The organism is Blastocatellia bacterium, assembly GCA_016713405.1.
Lineage (GTDB): Bacteria > Acidobacteriota > Blastocatellia > Chloracidobacteriales > JADJPF01 > JADJPF01.
In genome coordinates this window covers 61,910-80,230 of the sequence record JADJPF010000022.1, presented here as the reverse complement: position 1 = coordinate 80,230, position 18,321 = coordinate 61,910, and the positions used below count along the sequence as shown (strand labels likewise).

Sequence of the window (18,321 nt, the reverse complement as noted above, 5' to 3'; positions counted from 1 at the left end):
CTGGGGACTAATGGACTATGTTGACGCAACACATTTGCGCTTTGATGATACAGACACTTTTATTAGTTACGCTATGCTAAATCAAATTGAAATGGAAATCTTAGAAGCACGTCCTTTTGTTGCTGATTTCCAACGCGATCCAATAAAACTAATAACAACAATTACTAATAAAGATTCACAAATTCCTGAAGAAATGGCTTTTGACTTAAGCTTAATAGCTGAAAATGTATTAGGTGCAAATAGCCTTATTAAATTAACTGAAAAACAACGTGCTTCAGTTGTAAGTGGTTTTGAACGTGTTCTTGCAAAAGAGCTAAAAAAATTAAAAGGAGAAATTAAAATCTTAAAAAGTGAAGTTAAAAGTCAGGAAGCTAATATTTTTGCACTAGATAATGAGAATAGATTTTTAGATTTTCATTTAGTAAAACGCGGTGAAGCTTGGTACATTGTCGAAATTAAAAATAATGACTATGGATTACCAATTTTTGCCGACACTGTAAAAAGTGTAATTGAAGAAAGGTTGCCAATTATAAAACTAGTAGAAAGCTCTAATACTGATTTTGTAATCAATGAACTTGATAAATTAATAGCTAAGAACAATCAACCACATTTATTGTTAGCAAAAGCAAGTATTTTACAAGAAAAAGAAATTAATAAAATATACGTAAATCAACTTGCTGGTAATGAAAGACCTAAAGAAGAGCCTAATTTTGAAGTCCCCCAAAAACTTTTCCAAGAACTTATGACACAATGGCCGCAATTTGCTGCAACTTATTTTTTATCAACTAGGCGAATTTTTAATGAAGATAAGAATCTTGAAAGAGCTATTCCATTGCTAGAACGCTATGCAGAGTTAACACCAGTAGATCCTAGACCTTGGGAAAGACTTGGGGACACTTTGACAAATCTCAAACGTTTTGATGAGGCAGAAAACGCTTATTATCAAGCAATTGCACGATATGATAAAAACTTTGATTACCATATAGCACTTACCAAACTTTACATTAAGCAATCTAACGTAGAAAAAGCTAAAGAAAGTTTTGCAAATGTGTTAAAGCTTGCTCCAAGTTTAGATGAAGCTTTTAGCTTTATAGTGGATTTTTTCTATGATTCTTCAAAAGAAGATTTAGAAAAACTGGAAACTATAGTAAGTAACTTTCCAGAACAGCTTAATACTAGTAAATTGGCTTTAAGTCTGCTTTCTTCTATACAAAATGAACAAGAAAAATACGAAGCAGCACTAAAAACACGACAAAAAGCATTAGCACTTAAGGAAGAAATCTACGATTATATTTTTATAGCCTATCTTAACCGCAAACTTCGTAATTTTAAGTCTGCACTTGAAGCTTCTGAACAAGCAATTAAATTAGAAGCTGATTATAGTGAAGCACATTTTGAAAAAGCTTGCGCTCTAGCTCAATTAGGAAATAAACAGCAAGCAATAGAAAGCTTAAAAAAGGCTGTTGAATTAGATACAGAACTTGAAATAGATATGGACGATGTAGACTTAAAGCCTTTAGCAAAAATGCCAGATTTTAAGATATTAAAAGCTGAATACCAAAAATAGTTTGCTTGTAGCCTGATTTTAGAAGCAAATCAGGCTACAAACCACCTTTCCAAATAACTGCAAAATATAACAATTAATATTTAGTCCGGGATGCAACCTTTTTAGTGGCTTCTGCAACACTACACTATTGGAAGTTAAAAATGTAAAAGGAGGGGATATGCCAAAAAGCAGGTTGTGGCTAAGTGCTTTTATAGTGGTGTGTTTATTCACCAATGTACTAGCTCAAAGTAGAAACCGCCGAGCAGTCCAGCAAAATCCTAGCAACAGCGAAACCAACGTTGTCAGGGTGGAATCGCCAGGCATACAAGTAGAATATCGTTCCCGTAAAGGTGCAACAAAAATAGAATTTCGTAGCCTTAGTGACCCAGAACAAGGAAAAATTAAAGATGGTACTGTAACTAAAGATAATCGTGGTAGTGTAAAAGTAGAAGTAAAAGGTGGATTTACTGAAGTAGATGTTTGTAATCTATGCACTAAAATTGAGCTACCTAATAGAGCTTCTAAACTTTATGGCCCATATTTTCATACCTATGTACTTTGGGTAGTAACACCACATGGAGTAACTAGAAAAATTGGAGAAATACTTTATGAAGACGGCTTTGGAGAAGATTTTGGTTATGTAGATGGTACTACTACAGAAGCAGTTTTTGGTATGATGATCACTGCTGAACCACATTTCAGCGTGCTTAAACCTAGTAAACAAGTGCTTTATGTAAGCCGTTCACAACCAGCCGACACTTCCAACAAGGGTTTAGCTGTTGGTGATGCTATTTCTTATAATGCTTCTTTAATTCCTGATGGAATTGAAAAACACTAAACCAGTATCAAATAGGTGATTTTTCTCCTTTACTAACAGAAACCGACGGACAAGCAACTAAACGTGTTCGTCAAATGCGTAACAATTTACGGCAAGCTTTGATGGCACTAGCTATAGCACGTGTTGAGCTTAACACGGCTGAAGAAAGCCGACTTTTATATTCAGACCCAGTGATTAGTGAAGCCGCAGAACTACTTAATCCACAAGCGGCAACTTTAATTAGACAACAAATGGAGATAGAGTTAAAAGAACGTTTAAGACTACCTCTTTTTGAAGAAGTACGTGCTAAACAATCTTTGCAAGAAGCAGAAGACGCTTACCGTTTTGCACAACAACAAGCAAGAAATATTATTGAAAAAGAAGAGCGTGAAGAAAGAATTTTGCCTGTAATTGAAAAAGCTAGGATTGCTGCTCAATTTGCTGCTGCTGCTCAAGCTTATGCTAATGTTGCTGCTAGTCGTATTGCTCTAACTCGAATTGAAACAGAAAAAGATATCCTAACTAACTTGATTGACGATTTAGGCGCGGAAATTCGCGGTCGTCGAGGTGATTTACTAAGACTTGGTAGCGATAAGGAAACTTTAATTAAAGAAATTGAGCGACTAAATAAACATATCAAAGAGCAAGAAGCCTATATTACTCAATATGAAGAATATGCACGTAAATTAGAGGTTGAGAACCGCCGTCTAACTCGTGACCTTCAACAAATTTGTGACGAGCTAACTAGAGTAATTCAACAAGTTGGCGACATCACAACCCAAGGCCAAGACCAAATTATTAGGCTTAAATCTGATATTTTATTCCCAACCGGCGAATATTCTTTAGAAAGAGGTCAAGCCCTCAATGAAGCAACATCCTTTGAATTAATTGCTAGGGAAGCCGCCCTTAGACAAGAGCGAAGAACTACTAGCGACCCTAACAGATTAGCTCAAATTGATGCAGATATTTTGTTAATTCAAAGACAAAAAGATCCTCGTCCAGTCATGGCACAATTAGCAATGCTTCTGCAAGTGCTTTACAAAGACGCTCAGTTTCAATTTATTGGCTATACAGATACGGTTGATGGTGATGAGTATAATAAATGGCTATCTGAGCAAAGAGCTTTAGAAATAATGCGTCTATTTTTTGCTTATCGCCTTCAAACGATGGAGCCAAACGATCCAGTTTATAATAACTATTTGCAAATCTTACAGTTAGCTAATCGTCTACTAAATGGGGAGTTTCCTAATTATTTATCAGAAACTCAACGAGTAGCTAATCAAAAAGCACCTAAGAAAAGCAAAATCAGAGATTTACAAGAAGAACCAGATACAAAAGCACAACGTCAGCAACTCTTAGACCAACTTTCAGATATAGTTGTTGGTCGAGGTGAAGATCCTAATTTTCTACCTGTAAATACTCCTGATAATACAGCAGAAGCACAAAATCGACGTGTAGATGTAAAAATCCGTACTTCTGCTAATAGTTCGCTACCTTTCTGTAATAATCAACCTAAACCAATTCCTACACCACCTGCTAAACCTTCACTTTCTCCAGTAGATCCAGAAGTTGTTCGTGATATTACTGATACAGAACTTGTTAGCGTTCCAATCATTGTTACTAGGTCTGATAATAATTCTTATGTAACAGATCTTAGAAAAGAAGATGTAGTAGTAGAAGATAATGGACGAGTACAGGCAATAGAATATTTTGATAAAGATGTCTTTGATCAAACTACTACAACACAATCAGTTAATCCAAATACAGCAATAAGTATTGCTTTAGTTGCTGATGTAAGTGGTAGCCAACAATATAGCTTAGAAAGCCAACGTCAAGCCGCCCGGGATTTTATCAATCAGTTTATGCGAAATGGTGATAGAACTGCGGTAGTTTCGTTTAGTCACCGTAAGAGTGTGCTACAAAACTTTACAGGCGATCAAAACCTAATTGCTCAAGCAATTGACCAAATTCGCTATCAAACACCAATCGCGGTTAATGCTGCTGTAGAAGTTGAAGCAACCGATAGCGGAACAAGTCTTTATGATACAGTAAGAGATTTGGCTGCAAGACTAAATTCTAGCGAAAATAAACGCCGAGTAATTATTTTACTAACCGATGGCGAAGACACAACTAGCCGTGCAAGCCTTAAACAAGCTATTGCTGCTGCTAGACTTGCTCAAGTAAATGTCTATGTCATTGGTATCAAAGGTCAAGGCAGAGATGGTTTTACAGATGTTAAAGAAAGAGAAATGCGCCAACTTTGTGAAAGCACAGGCGGACGTTATTTCTTAACTGACTTAAGAGAAAATCGTCCTGATATTGATGTGCCATTTGATGAAATCACCAAAGAACTACGTAGCCAATATATTCTTTACTACTACCCAGACCCAGCATCAGACGGACTACACACTATTAAAGTAAGAATAAATAGACGTGATGGACGTTTTAATGTTGAACAACGAAAAGTAGATTATGAAATTATTCGGGTCAGACCTTAATCTTCTAAAGATACGATAGTTTTTCTACCAAAATAAGTTTAGAGTTATAGTCATTGCTATAACTCTAAACCTAACCCAAACAAATATTTGCACAAAGATAAATTTTCATTCTTTAAATTAATTATTCGCCCTGACCTAGTGAATAGCCTCTTTCCCCATCATAGTTATACAAATGTTCAGTTTTAATTACTTCAAATCCCATTTGGTTAATTGATTTTAGTAGCAACAATATTTCTTCAAAAGAAGTGGTTGGTTTTTGTGAAACAAAGCGACAACGCCAATGATCGGTGCAAAAAGTTTCTGGAAATCCATCTGGATAAACTTTTACCCCACGATTAGTAATAATTTTTAACTTAAATCCTAGTTCTGATGTTTGTTCCAAATGTTTACCTAAAAAATTTGGATCACGGTTTTCTTTATCCCAATCTAAAAATACATCTACTCCTACAAGTTCTTTCTTTTGTTTTGTAATAGGTTTAAGAGTAAAGTTTATTTTTGTAGCTTTATAGCTAACAGGCTCTAAGTAACGAGGTTTCTTATCTAACCTTTCGATTACAGCATCAGAAAATTCTTCTGTTCCAACTAATCTTTTACTTAATCCTAATTTGTAGATATCTGCTGGATGTATGCCATCTTCCAAAGTGCATAACCAAGCATTTTTTATTTTTTCTGCATATTCGCCTAGTCCAATATGAACTAACATTTGTGTTGCAGCAACAATTAATCCTGATGGGTTAGCAATACCTTTGCCTGCTATATCAGGTGCCGAACCATGTATTGCTTCAAACATTGCTCCATCACGACCTATATTAGCTGAACCAGCTAAACCAACTGATCCAGCAACTTGGGCTGCAATGTCAGAAAGGATATCTCCGTAAAGATTGAGTGTAACTATAACATCTAAACTCTCAGGTTGTGCGGCAACTCTAGCTGCACCTATATCAATAATTTGGTGGTTACTTTCTATTTCAGGGTATTCACTAGCAACTTGATTAAAAATTTTATGAAATAGTCCATCAGTAACTTTCATAATATTATCTTTAGTCATACAAGTTACTTTTTTGCGACCATATGCTTTAGCATATTCAAAGGCATAGCGAATAATACTTTCTGACCCAGGGCGTGTAATTAATTTTAAGACTTGTGTAACTTCTTGTGTTTGTTGATGTTCTATACCAGCATAAAGATCTTCTTCATTTTCTCGGATTATTATCATATTTAACCCAGGATAAGCTGAAGGAACAAAAGGAGTATAAGATTTACACTGTCTTACATTAGCAAATAACCCAATAGCTTTACGAATAGTGACATTTAAGCTTTTGTATCCACCACCTTGAGGAGTTGTTATAGGCCCTTTTAACAAAACTTTATTTTCTCTAATTATTTGCCAATCATTAGGTGATATACCAGATAACACTCCTCTTGAGTAAAGTTTTTCGCCTATATCAATAAAATCATAATCTAAAGGTGTTTTTGCTGCTCGTATAATTCGCAATGTTGCATCAGTGATTTCTGGGCCAATACCATCGCCTTTAGCAACAGTGATTCTTGGTCTATAAGACATTTGTTTTCTCCTCAAAAGTAGTAAATTTATTTATAAAGAGGTTTTAGACGTTGTGTTTTGATAGTTCAATATATGTATTGAACTATCAAAACACTTACAAATTGTTATTGTGGGTTAGCAGGTATGTTATTTTCTAAAACTATAGTTCTAGTTTCTCCAGGAAGAGTAATATCTTTAAGAATCCAACTTCCTGTTTCTTTTGAAATTCTTATTTCAGATGTTCTAGCCTTAAAATTTCTTTCTACTATTTTAGCAGGAGATTTAGCCACCATTTTCTTACCATCTAAAATCCAAAGTTCATTTGTTTGACTGTCAAATTTAACTTTGTACTCACCTTTTTTTACTAAAGTGCCATTTACCATTAAATCTAAAGTTGTTTTCATATTTACCTCTAGCTATATTTGTTTAGTTATTTCAAGCTATTTACTCAAAGTAAATAGCTTGAAGATTAAGGGTTAGCAGGTGCATCATTTTCTAAGACTATAGTTCTAGTTTCTCCAGGAAAAGTAATACCTTTAAGAATACTACTTCCTGTTTCCTCTGAGATTCTTAATTCAGATGTTCTAGCCTTAAAATCTCTTTCTACTATTTTAGCAGGAGATTTAGCCACCATTTTCTTACCATCTAAAATCCAAACTTCATTTGTTTGACTGTCAAATTTAACTTTATATTCACCTTTTTTTACTAAAGTGCCATTTACTATTAAATCCTTTGAAATATTAATAGTTCTGGCTTTTTCAAGTGCAAAAGAAGGAACACTAAACGCAAACACTAGGGCGATAACTAAAAAACAATAATTAAAAGGGTTTTTCATATTTTACCTCCAGTTATTTTCTATTTAGTTCAATGTAGGTTTATATAGCTACGTAACATTAGTTAAGCTATATGTTGTTTATTTTTACGCATTTTGTGATAGCAACCTACGTGCCAAAAACTTTAGCTTAAATTATTCTGGGCTATTTAATAGTAAAATAACGTGTTGTGGGAATTTGTTTAATAGTATAGGTAAGTTTTACCAAGCAGTTTATTCAAAAAAAGACAGATTGTTTAACATTTATTAAAAAATGTTAAATTTTTGGGACTTGAATTTTTCTATAGACTTTATTTACTCGTTGTAGAAACTTGTTGCAGAAGTTTTTTAGCTTCAAGTTTTGCTATTTTTCCATTTGCTCCAATTGCCCAGCATTCTAAAGCTTGACAAGCAAATGTATTAAAACCCTCTGAGTTAGCCATTTTCCAACTTCGTCCACCATCTAAAGAATAATCTGTTCCATTTAGTCCAACTGTTAAAAGAAGATTTTTATTAGTAGGTAAATAAGCAACACTTGAGCGATAGCCATTTGGAAGAGGAGAAATATTACTTTTTGAAGTTTGTTTAACTAACTGCCATGTCTTGCCGCCATCAGTCGTATAAGCAGCCGTTTTTTTAGTTTCTGCTGGGTTTTGAAAGTCTCCTCCAACCGCGACACCCATTTTAGCGTCTTTGAAAGCAAGAGAAAAAATTCCTGTAGAACTGCTACCGCTAATTATAGGGGTGTTAGAGACTTCCCAAGTTTTTCCACGATTTGTTGAGCGAAAAACACGTGCTTGAGTGCCACCTGTGCCAATCCAAGCGTTAGTTTTTCCAAAAACGGTAATACAACTACCACTTGCAGCAAAAGCAGACTCTCCATCTAGGGCAGGAGGAATGTTTTTTTGAGGGATTTCTTGCCAAGTTTCTCCACCATCACTAGTTGTAATGATTAGAAAATGCCCGTCAACAGGGTCACTAAAAGCAATCCCGTGTTTTTCATCCCAAAAGGCTAGAGCATCAAAAAAAGCCTTTGGATTTGTGTTCTTATAGACTAATTTCCAAGTTTTTCCGCTATCAGAGGTTTTATAAATTCTTGACTTTTCGCCTTCACCAATACTTAGCAAGCAAACTGTGTTTTCATCGAAGGCTTGTAAATCTCTAAAATCTAGGTCTTGTGTTTCGGGAATGGAAATGCTTGTCCAAGTTTTGCCAGCATCAATGGTTTTTAGGCAGTCTCCTTGGCTACCGCTTGCCCATACTACTTTACTGCTAACAATACTTAAGCCACGTAAATTTGCTTTAGAATTACTTTGCTGTAATTGCCAAAAATCTAAAGAATCTAAAGGTTTAGCAAAAGCAAGAGTAAACAATGCTATTAAAACAAAGAGAATTTTTACTAAAACAGATAAATAAGAGTTTCTCATTAATCAAATTAATCAAAAAAACGACGGAAATAATCTTGTTGTGTTAATACTCTAAAGGAATAATTTTTATCGCTAGTAAAATAATCTACACCTTTACCTAAAATAATGGCTTCTTCTACTAGATCTATTCCACAATTATAAGCAGCAATGCCACTAGCAGTTTTACCGAAATAATCTATATTTTTACGTAAAATGGAGACTCCAAAATCAATATTGGTAGCAGGATTTAAGCCATCTTCATTAAGTTTTAACCAAGTATCGTAACGACGTGCATCTATTTGCATTAAGCCATGACTATGACCACTTATAATGTTTCTACCCGCACTTTCACACCAAATTATTGCAGCAATTAAAGATGGTTCTAAATCATATTTGTCGGCTGCTGAATAAATATGATCTGCCCATTCATCAAAAGGCTCAGGTAGATTAAGTTTTCTTTTAGATTGAGGCCGATTTTCTACATATTCTTCTTCTATGTCCCGGTTAGCAAAAACACCAAATGTAGGAGCAAAATTTTCATTTTGTTTAACCGTTGGAGTAGTTTTTTCACTTGCTCGATCAATACCACTAATGCCGCGTTCAGTTTCTGCTACTCGTAAATGTCCTTGATGAGGAAGATTGCTATTAGCTTTAGCTATTTCTACTTGTGCATTAGCAATTGAGCCTAAATTAGCTTTTGTTGGGTCAAGTTGTAATTGTTTTTGCTTCAGTGGACTTGCTGATAATTGGTTAGCAAGTGAGTTTACTTGATTAGTTAAAGATTGTTGGCCGTTAGTTAAACTATTATTTGAATTAGCTAAATTAGTTAAATTATTAGTTAAGTTAACGCCGTCTTGTGGATTAGGTACTTTAAGTTTTTGACCAGCAAAGAGCAGAGGATCTTTTAGCAGTTGAGGATTAGCTTTTAGTAAATCAAATACATTCATTCCTAGTTCTGAAGCTACTTGCTCAAGGCTTTGACCAACAGGAATCATAAGGACTTTAGTATTGCTGGTAGCAATTAAATTAGCAATGCTATTTGGGTCAGTTGTTTTTGATTGTTGTGCTAAAAAGGAAGACTTACTTAAGAGTGAAGCATGGGAAGTTTGATTAGTGATATTTACATCTGCTTTATCTGTTGGAATTGTTGGATTAGATAAAGCAGGACTAGAGGGAAGGTTAGTAAGAATTTGTTTTGAACCTACAAATTTGTTTGGATTATTTATAACTTCAGGATTATTTAGGTCAAGATTTTCTGTGTCCAAAATTTCAGGATTAGGTATTGTATTTGTAAGGATAGAGCTATTTTTACCAGCAAATTTTCCTACTGCTGCATTTAAAGCATTATCTAGTAAGTCATTGTTATTGATAGGGTTATCTAAGCTATCAGAATCTCCTAAAACATCTATATTATTAAAGACTACATCAGCAGAGTTATCTTTACCTCTACCTTTACCTATGCGAGCAGATTGATTTGGGTCTACATCTACAGGCTCATTATCAATTGGAAATTCATCTGTTTTACCTAAGCTATTTTCTACATCTTGTTCTACTTCTAGTGATTGGGTAATTTCTATTTCTAAAGTATTTTCTGATTCGTCAATAGAAGTTGGAGAATTTGCAGATGAGTTTTCTGCATGTTTATTTGATTTAGATGGAGGTGCTTTGTCTGCACGAGGATTTCTAGTTAGATCATTATCTAAATCTTTATTAAATACTTTATCTAGTTTATTTTCTGTTTTAAGTATTTGTTTTTCTACGGTTTGTTGATTAAGAGTTTGTTGTAAATTTGATTGATTAAAATTAGTTTCTAATGAGTTACTGGAATTATTTTTAGCAGAATTATTTTGATTAATTTGAGGCAATTCGTTAGCCTTTGGTCTAACAATAGGTGGCGGTAAAGAGGGATTAGGCAAAGGACTATTATTGGAATTATTTGGGGTATTATTTGGTACTTTGTCTTTTACTTCTAAAGGATTAGAAGGAAAATCAGGTTTATGTTTATTACCATGAGATTTTAGCTGTCCTGGTGGAAATTGGGAATCATTACCATTGTTAAACTTAGGAAACTCACCTGATTTTTTCTTATCTAAAGACAACTTAAAGTTTCCACTAACAAGTAATTCTTCAGATACTTTTGCTAAACTACTAGCAGATGCTCCAATATTAGTAGGACTATCACTGTCTGATAATGAAGAATCAAACTTATTTTTTCCTTCACCATTAGGAGAAAATTTTTTAACTTCTACACCAATAGGTAAAACATTTTCTGTTTGATTTGCTTTGGTAGATGTACCAGTTTCTAGTAACTCGCTATCTAAATTAACGAAATTGTTTATTTTTGGCCCGCTTATTTCCATGTTAATTGACCTATAAGACTTTTAATTATTAAGAATTAATAAAGATAATAAATATTTATAGTAAAGAATAACTTCTAACTAAAAAACCTAGCATTTTGCCCGTAATTATCGGCATAAAATATAAAAAGTTACCTTTAAGCAGGATTATTTATTTTTACTTACTCTTACTAAGTAAGATTTTGGGTTATAGGAGTTAGCTCTATATCATCAAGTGGGATACGCTTAATTTGATTAGTATCAATTAGTTGTAGCAATACTTGGTAGCAATAATAATGAGATCGTTCAATGGCTGCACAAAGTTCTGTAACAATATATTGTTGTCTATTAATAAGTTCCCAAATGGTTTTAGCAACCTTATAATTAGAATCTTTACTATCCCAATCTAATTCACTTGCTAAAGGAATAAAGGTATCTGTATCACTTAATCGGCTTTTCATTTCTGCTAATTCATCTTGCAGTCGGACGGCTTCCATCAATAAATTCATAGTTGGGAAGTTAATTTCTAAAGCGGGGCTATCTGATTGTTGGATGGGGCCAGACTTAAAATTAAATAATCCATCTTGAGGGGGTGGTTGAAAAAGTTGTAAAAATGCTTCTACTCCAAAAAGATCTGCTAAAAACGCGCTTTTAACTTGTCCATCAGAGAAATTAACTTCTGCAACAGGTTCTTGTTGTTCGCTAGTAATTACTAATGTTCCTGTTAGTTTAGAAGCAATAATAGTTTGAATTACTGTAGGTAAATCAAAAAACCTTAAATTACCTTGTAAATGACGTTTAGCAATGCGTTGGTTTTTTACGCTAGATTGTAATCTATAAGCAAAAACCATAAGTAAAGATTTGGTAAATGCTGGAAAATCATCTAATAGTTGTAAAAATGTAGGTCGAGAAATTACAAAAACTGAGCCTCCTTCAGGCATACGGGCAATTGATCCATGTGTACTACCAATTAGTAAAGTCATTTCTCCTAAAGAATCAGAAGTTCCTAAATAGGCAACGGGGCGTATTTCACTAGGGTTTTCTGCTGAAGGCCGGCAAATTTCAACTAGCCCACGTTTTACCACATAAAAATTGCTAACAACTTGGCCTATCTCAAAAAGCGTTGCTCCTGGGGCTAATGTAACAATTTCTCCACGACTAACGATTTGTTGAATTAAATCAAAATCTAAATTAAGAAAAACATCACATTCTCTTATAAATTCAAGTTCTTCTGGGGGCAAAGTAGATAATGTCATAGTGTATATTACCTAAATAGATAACTATAAAATAAATTTTTAATTATTGTGGTTTTTCAATGTGCCATTTAACAAATTTGTTGTCAACTCGCTTAATTCTGCATTAACCTTAGCAAGTATTTTTATAAGCAATATTTATCTTACAATCAGAACTACAAATAAATAATTATGGCTAAAAGTGTATCCAAAACTACTAATAAGAAAGAACAAACTAAAACAAAGCAAATCAATCCTTTAACCTTAGAAGCAATACCTTTAATACTATTGCAACGGGCTAAAAAGCACCCAGAAAGAATTGCATTAAAAGTCAAAAACAATGGTCAGTTCCAAGATATAACCTGGGCAGAATATGGTAGAAAAGTTTCACAAATGGCAGCAGGACTTCTAGCACTAGGTTTAGAAAGAGGTGAAAAAGTTGCAATAATTTCAGCTAACCGCCCAGAATTTGCCTATTCTGATCTAGGTGTAATGATTGCAGGCGCAATAACAGTAGCTATTTATCCTAGCAGTACAGCTAAAAGTATTGCTTATATTCTTAATCATTGTGAAGCTAGATTTTTAATTGTAGATAATCAAGAAAAAATAGAAAAGATACTTGAAGTTATAGAAGAACTAAAATATTTAGAAAAAATAATTTTAGTAGATGTTGGAGAAAAAATAAAATTACCTAAAAAGACCAAACTACAATTTTTTGAAGATATTTTAGCACTTGGACAAGAACACTTGGACACAGATGAGGAATTGCTAACACAATCAATTAATAAACTTAATTTAGAAGATACAGCAATAATTATTTATACATCTGGAACTACAGGACAGCCAAAAGGAGCAATGCTAGCACACAAGAATATTAGTTTTATTTGTGCAACTATGGCATCAGTTGCTACAGGTGTTCAAGAACATGAAACATTTATTTCTTTCTTACCACTTGCACATGTTTTAGAAAGATTGGGTTGTTTGTATTTTTCTATACATAATGGAGGGACAGTTGGATTTGTAGAAAAACTAGAAACCGTAGCAGCAGATATTTTAGATATTCGTCCAACTATTCTTTACGGGGTGCCAAGGTTTTTTGAAAAAATTTATAATGGTGTAATGACTGCTGTAATGGATGGAAGTTGGATTAAACGCAATATTTTCCTTTGGGCTGTTAATGTTGGTCGTCAGGTAGCAAAACGAAAACAAAAACATCGTAAAATAGGAATAGTCTTAGAGTTAAAATACTGGTTGGCAGAAAAATTAGTTTTTGAAAAAATTCGCGCTCGTTTAGGTGGAAGAGTTAAATCTATTATTTCTGGTGGCGCACCGCTTGGAGTAAATATTTCTGAGTTCTTTGCTAATGTAGGAATGCCAGTAATGGAAGCTTATGGAGCTACAGAAACCTCTGCACCAGCTACTATAACTCGTCCAGAGGCTTTACGAGTAGGTACGGTTGGAACACCAATTCCTGATGTAGAAGTAAAGATTGCTGAAGATGGAGAGATTTTGATTCGTGGTGGTGGAGTTTGTCAGGGCTATTATAAAGATCCAGAAGCTACCAAACAGGCATTTGTTGATGGTTGGTATTATTCAGGCGATATTGGGCATTTTGATGATGAAGGTAACTTAATAATCACTGATCGCAAAAAAGATATAATTATTACTTCTGGAGGAAAAAATATTGCACCACAGAATATTGAAAATGTTTTAAAAAGTTCACCATTTATTAATAATGCAATGGTTTATGGAGATAGACGTAATTATTTAACAGCTTTAATAACACTTAATCCAGAAACAATTACAAACTACGCTGCTAAAGAAAAAATAAAGACTAGCGATCTAGCCGCACTAGCAAAAAAACACCAAATACGTATGCTAATTGAGGAAGAAATTGCTAAAAAAAACCGGGAATTAGCTTCTTATGAAAGAATTAAGAAATTTAGTATTTTGCCTAGAGATTTTTCTATTGAAAATGGCGAACTCACTCCTACATTAAAGGTAAAACGCCGAGAAGTAACACAAAAATATCAAGAATTGCTAGATAGTATGTATGAAAAGGAATTTGCTTCCACAACCTAGAAAATAAGTAATTAGGGTATTTGCGGAATTACAGATTGACTCAATTAAGACAGTTGCATAGACTAACGAACTGTAAATTCTATCTTTACACTACTAAAAATTTCCCGTGGCAGTTTAGCAATGGTTAGAAATCCATTCTTCTAGCTAAACTGATTTACCTAAACTAATCTAGTTTTAACATTAAAAACCGGAGAAATTTTTATGAAAAAATTTTTTGAAATAAAATCCAATTTCAAATGTGAAACGTAGTAATAGATAGAAAATCAAATCTTGCTAATCAAATCCAAACAAATTTTTAGCACTTGCCCGATGGTCAATGAGCCAGGGTAGAAGTTAAGGAGGAATAATAATGTCCGCTGACAGAAAAATTAAATTCTTTGAATCATTAGATGTTCAAACCCGTCGTAACTTTTTAAAACTAGCTGCTATGGCTGGTGTTTCTAGTTCCGTAATTTTTTCTAATCCAGTTAGTTCTTTAGCTTTAGGCAAAGATGGCGATGTCAAAATCATGAACGTTGCTTTAGGTCTTGAACACCAAGCTATTGCTGCTTACAATGCTGGTGCTGGTACAAAATTACTATCTGACCCAGTCTTAAAATTAGCTGTTAAGTTCTTGAAACAACACGAACAACACAGAGATGCTTTAGCTGCAACAATTAAGAAATTTGGTGGCAAACCAGTTGATGCTTTAGCTAATTATGATGTTGCTGCTATTGCTAAAGGCGTTGGCGTAACTGCTCTTGCTTCTGAAGGCGATATTATTAAATTAGCCGCTAGATTAGAAGAACAAGCAACCAAAGCTTACTTAGCTAATGTTGCTAACTTTGAAAGCAAAGATGTTATTAAAGCTGCTTCTGCTATTGCTGCTGATGAAGCTGCTCACACTGCTATTTTAACCAATGCTTTAGGCGAATTTGCTAACAGCAAATCCTATCTTGGTTAATTAAAAAGCAAAATTTTTGCTTAAAACAGCATTGATCTTTAAGAAAAGATCAGTGCTGTTTTACTTTAGACAATGTGCAGCTAATTTTCTAAATTAGTTTAGCTTAAAGATTGTTAAAATTAGGTGAAATCTTGCACAAAATCATTTGAAATAAAATCCAATTTCAAATGTGAAACGTAACTATAGATAGAAAATCAAATCTTGCTAATCAAATCCAAATAAATTTTTAGTACTTGCCCGATGGTCAATGAGCCAGGGTAGAAGTTTAAGGAGAAATAATAATGTCCGCTGACAGAAAAATTAAATTCTTTGAATCATTAGATGTTCAAACCCGTCGTAACTTTTTAAAACTAGCTGCTATGGCTGGTGTTTCTAGTTCCGTAATTTTTTCTAATCCAGTTAGTTCTTTAGCTTTAGGCAAAGATGGCGATGTCAAAATCATGAACGTTGCTTTAGGTCTTGAACACCAAGCTATTGCTGCTTACAATGCTGGTGCTGGTACAAAATTACTATCTGACCCAGTCTTAAAATTAGCTGTTAAGTTCTTGAAACAACACGAACAACACAGAGATGCTTTAGCTGCAACAATTAAGAAATTTGGTGGCAAACCAGTTGATGCTTTAGCTAATTATGATGTTGCTGCTATTGCTAAAGGCGTTGGCGTAACTGCTCTTGCTTCTGAAGGCGATATTATTAAATTAGCCGCTAGATTAGAAGAACAAGCAACCAAAGCTTACTTAGCTAATGTTGCTAACTTTGAAAGCAAAGATGTTATTAAAGCTGCTTCTGCTATTGCTGCTGATGAAGCTGCTCACACTGCTATTTTAACCAATGCTTTAGGCGAATTTGCTAACAGCAAATCCTATCTTGGTTAATTAAAAAGCAAAATTTTTGCTTAAAACAGCATTGGTCTTTGAGAAAAGATCAATGCTGTTTTGCTTTATTATCTTACCTAATAATTATTAAAATAATAATTTATATTTTTTAAGTTGGTATATAATTCTTTAATAAAAAGTCAGAAAAAGTATTTTTTTAATTATGCCCAAAAATAAGCAAAGAACTTTGGTTGAAGATTTAGTTAAAGAAGAAAATAAAGAAGAAAATAAAGAATTAGATAAAACTTTATCTTTGGGAGCTTTGGAACTAGATGAAGGTATTTTAAGCAATTCACAACAACAAATTGAGCGCACTTTTGGTTATAGTGAAAAAAAGACATCTAGTGAACTTTCTAATAAAATTATAAAAGGAAAATATAAAATCTTAGATTTATTGGGGGAAGGAGGGGGTTCAAAAGTATATCTTACTGAACGTTTGCTAATACAAGACAAAACAGCATTAAAAATATTATTTTCAGAACTTGCTAATGATCCAATAAAAGTTAAACGCTTTCACTTAGAAGCTGTTACTACAGCTTCAATTAAACATCCAAATGTAATTGCAATCTACGATTTTGATTATACAGAACAAAATATTCCTTTTATTGTAATGGAACTATTGCAAGGACAGACTTTATTAACAAGAATAAAACAGAAAAAACAATTAAATCTATCAGAATGTGTTGCAATCATAACTCCAATTTGTGCAGCCCTTAATGTTGCTCATAGTCGTGGTATAGTTCATCGTGACTTAAAGCCTGGCAATATTGTTTTACATAAAATGGATGATGGTAGCGAAGTAGTCAAAGTTATAGATTTTGGTATTGCCAAAAGTTTACTTAATGGTAATCGTATTAATACTGGCCCGGGTATAGTTTTTGGGACACCTTCTTATATGTCTCCAGAACATTGCTTAGGTGAAAAAGTTATTGATGGTAGGTCAGATGTTTATAGTTTAGGTGTTTTATTATTTGAAATGTTAACAGGGAAATTGCCATTTCATAGTGGTAGCCCTACTAGCATAATGTTTAGACATATTCGGGAAACTCCTCCGTCACCAAAAGCTATTTGCCCTGATATTGATCCTAAAATAGAAGAATTAATTTTACGTAGTTTAGCTAAAGAGCCTAACCGACGCTTCCCTTCTACTTTAGACCTAGCTGCTGAATTAAATAAAATCCTGCTAGAAAAAAATCTTACTCAATAAAAGTAAATTTCTAATAAAAACTATTTATTTTACTGATTAATGTCATACTACTATGACTATAACTAACTATGATGTAAATATAGTAGTCATCTACTCTGTGGTGATAACTAAATTTACATCAATATTGTTTATTATTTGCTAAAATTTTAACAACTTAAAATAATTAAAACTAAGCCTACTAGATTTTATCTCTATTATTTATAAACAAGTTATAAGGAAATAATCTATTTTTCCTTATAAAATAGATTTATGGCGCGAAAGTTGCTAAGTTTCCAAGCTGTAAAAAAGTTCTTAGAAAATAGCAAAAACCAAAAAATTTTATGCAATAAATTTCCTCAACTACGTTCTTAAAGAGGCAAACGTAATTGAGCTAAAAGTCAAAGGGGGAAGCACTATGTTTTTTGATATCTTGCATAAACATTATTGGGGCCCACCACGAAGATGTGAAGATGGAGCTTATTATATGACTTGTTATGAATGTGGCAAACGTCGTAGATTAAAAATAAATATTGATGATGAGCCAGAAAAACGAGTAGTAACAGCAATGCCAAACGCACCTGAGAAAAAAACACCACGTGCAGCTTAGTTATTAAAGCTTAGGAAAAGAGGGTTAAGAAAATGTCAAGTTTCCAATTAATTTTTATCTGTTTCTTGGTTATAGTTCAATGCACAATCGGAGTAGCTTTACTTTACCGTGGATTTAGTATGTTGCTAGAAAGCTTTCAGGTAGAAAGTTGGAAACAACAACTGTCTATAACTCTAAATAATATTAAATCAGCTATGTCATCTCCTTTGGGTAAGAAAATCACTGTAGCTTTGTTATTTGTTGTTCCCGGAAGTGTACCAATGCTAATTGCAGTAGCACTTTGGCGCAGTCTCAAACATCTTAAACGTAGTACAAGCAATGCCTGTTAACTTATTTATCTCTTTCATTTGTTAGCTTATAATTTAGGCTATATATTTAAGCGCGAAGATAAAAACTTCGCGCTTTTGCTTTTTTATATGGGAAATTTTACACTAGGCAA

15 protein-coding genes are annotated in these 18,321 nt (G+C 33.6%); 9 read left to right on the top strand and 6 right to left on the bottom strand.

Going from position 1 to position 18,321, the window contains the following annotated elements; translation table 11 throughout:
* Nucleotides 1–10: 10 nt before the first annotated feature.
* The 3 genes from IPK14_21860 to IPK14_21850 all read left to right on the top strand — a co-directional run bounded on the left by IPK14_21860 (nucleotide 11) and on the right by IPK14_21850 (nucleotide 4,861).
* Complete coding sequence (locus IPK14_21860; GenBank protein ID MBK7995921.1) at nucleotides 11–1,567, top strand: tetratricopeptide repeat protein; 1,557 nt, start codon at nucleotides 11–13, stop codon at nucleotides 1,565–1,567.
* A 157-nt stretch (nucleotides 1,568–1,724) separates the two neighbouring features.
* Nucleotides 1,725–2,384, top strand: a complete 660-nt coding sequence (locus tag IPK14_21855; GenBank protein ID MBK7995920.1) for a hypothetical protein — start codon at nucleotides 1,725–1,727, stop codon at nucleotides 2,382–2,384.
* A gap of 74 nt (nucleotides 2,385–2,458) precedes the next feature.
* Nucleotides 2,459–4,861 (top strand): VWA domain-containing protein, encoded by a 2,403-nt coding sequence (locus IPK14_21850; protein ID MBK7995919.1) that lies wholly within the window; start codon nucleotides 2,459–2,461, stop codon nucleotides 4,859–4,861.
* A gap of 121 nt (nucleotides 4,862–4,982) precedes the next feature.
* On the opposite strand, the gene IPK14_21845 is transcribed toward IPK14_21850, so the two are convergent.
* The 6 genes from IPK14_21845 to IPK14_21820 form a co-directional block, all read right to left on the bottom strand.
* Nucleotides 4,983–6,425 carry an NADP-dependent isocitrate dehydrogenase gene (locus IPK14_21845; GenBank protein ID MBK7995918.1) on the bottom strand — a complete coding sequence of 481 codons (1,443 nt, stop codon included), beginning with the start codon at nucleotides 6,423–6,425 and terminating at the stop codon, nucleotides 4,983–4,985.
* A 104-nt stretch (nucleotides 6,426–6,529) separates the two neighbouring features.
* The gene (locus tag IPK14_21840) at nucleotides 6,530–6,808 is read right to left on the bottom strand and encodes a hypothetical protein (protein MBK7995917.1); all 279 of its coding nucleotides are present in this window, start codon (nucleotides 6,806–6,808) and stop codon (nucleotides 6,530–6,532) included.
* Between the two features lie 65 nt (nucleotides 6,809–6,873).
* A complete protein-coding gene (locus tag IPK14_21835) occupies nucleotides 6,874–7,239 on the bottom strand; it encodes a hypothetical protein (GenBank protein MBK7995916.1) in 366 nt (121 codons plus the stop codon).
* A 287-nt stretch (nucleotides 7,240–7,526) separates the two neighbouring features.
* Nucleotides 7,527–8,642 carry an oxidoreductase gene (locus IPK14_21830; protein MBK7995915.1) on the bottom strand — a complete coding sequence of 372 codons (1,116 nt, stop codon included), beginning with the start codon at nucleotides 8,640–8,642 and terminating at the stop codon, nucleotides 7,527–7,529.
* Between the two features lie 8 nt (nucleotides 8,643–8,650).
* Nucleotides 8,651–10,981: a LysM peptidoglycan-binding domain-containing protein gene (locus IPK14_21825; protein MBK7995914.1), complete on the bottom strand. Its 2,331-nt coding sequence runs from the start codon at nucleotides 10,979–10,981 to the stop codon at nucleotides 8,651–8,653.
* Nucleotides 10,982–11,148: 167 nt separating this feature from the next.
* Nucleotides 11,149–12,213 (bottom strand): DUF4388 domain-containing protein, encoded by a 1,065-nt coding sequence (locus tag IPK14_21820; protein MBK7995913.1) that lies wholly within the window; start codon nucleotides 12,211–12,213, stop codon nucleotides 11,149–11,151.
* Between the two features lie 168 nt (nucleotides 12,214–12,381).
* On the opposite strand from IPK14_21820, the gene IPK14_21815 reads away from it, so the two are divergent.
* The 6 genes from IPK14_21815 (at nucleotide 12,382) to IPK14_21790 (ending at nucleotide 18,211) form a co-directional block, all read left to right on the top strand.
* Nucleotides 12,382–14,271 (top strand): long-chain fatty acid--CoA ligase, encoded by a 1,890-nt coding sequence (locus tag IPK14_21815; GenBank protein ID MBK7995912.1) that lies wholly within the window; start codon nucleotides 12,382–12,384, stop codon nucleotides 14,269–14,271.
* A gap of 349 nt (nucleotides 14,272–14,620) precedes the next feature.
* On the top strand, nucleotides 14,621–15,214 hold the full coding sequence (locus IPK14_21810; GenBank protein MBK7995911.1) for a ferritin-like domain-containing protein: 594 nt from the start codon (nucleotides 14,621–14,623) through the stop codon (nucleotides 15,212–15,214).
* Between the two features lie 281 nt (nucleotides 15,215–15,495).
* The gene (locus IPK14_21805) at nucleotides 15,496–16,089 is read left to right on the top strand and encodes a ferritin-like domain-containing protein (protein MBK7995910.1); all 594 of its coding nucleotides are present in this window, start codon (nucleotides 15,496–15,498) and stop codon (nucleotides 16,087–16,089) included.
* Nucleotides 16,090–16,252: 163 nt separating this feature from the next.
* A complete protein-coding gene (locus IPK14_21800) occupies nucleotides 16,253–17,296 on the top strand; it encodes a serine/threonine protein kinase (GenBank protein MBK7995909.1) in 1,044 nt (347 codons plus the stop codon).
* 394 nt (nucleotides 17,297–17,690) lie between these two features.
* Complete coding sequence (locus tag IPK14_21795) at nucleotides 17,691–17,882, top strand: hypothetical protein (GenBank protein MBK7995908.1); 192 nt, start codon at nucleotides 17,691–17,693, stop codon at nucleotides 17,880–17,882.
* 32 nt (nucleotides 17,883–17,914) lie between these two features.
* A complete protein-coding gene (locus IPK14_21790; protein MBK7995907.1) occupies nucleotides 17,915–18,211 on the top strand; it encodes a hypothetical protein in 297 nt (98 codons plus the stop codon).
* Nucleotides 18,212–18,321: the final 110 nt, after the last annotated feature.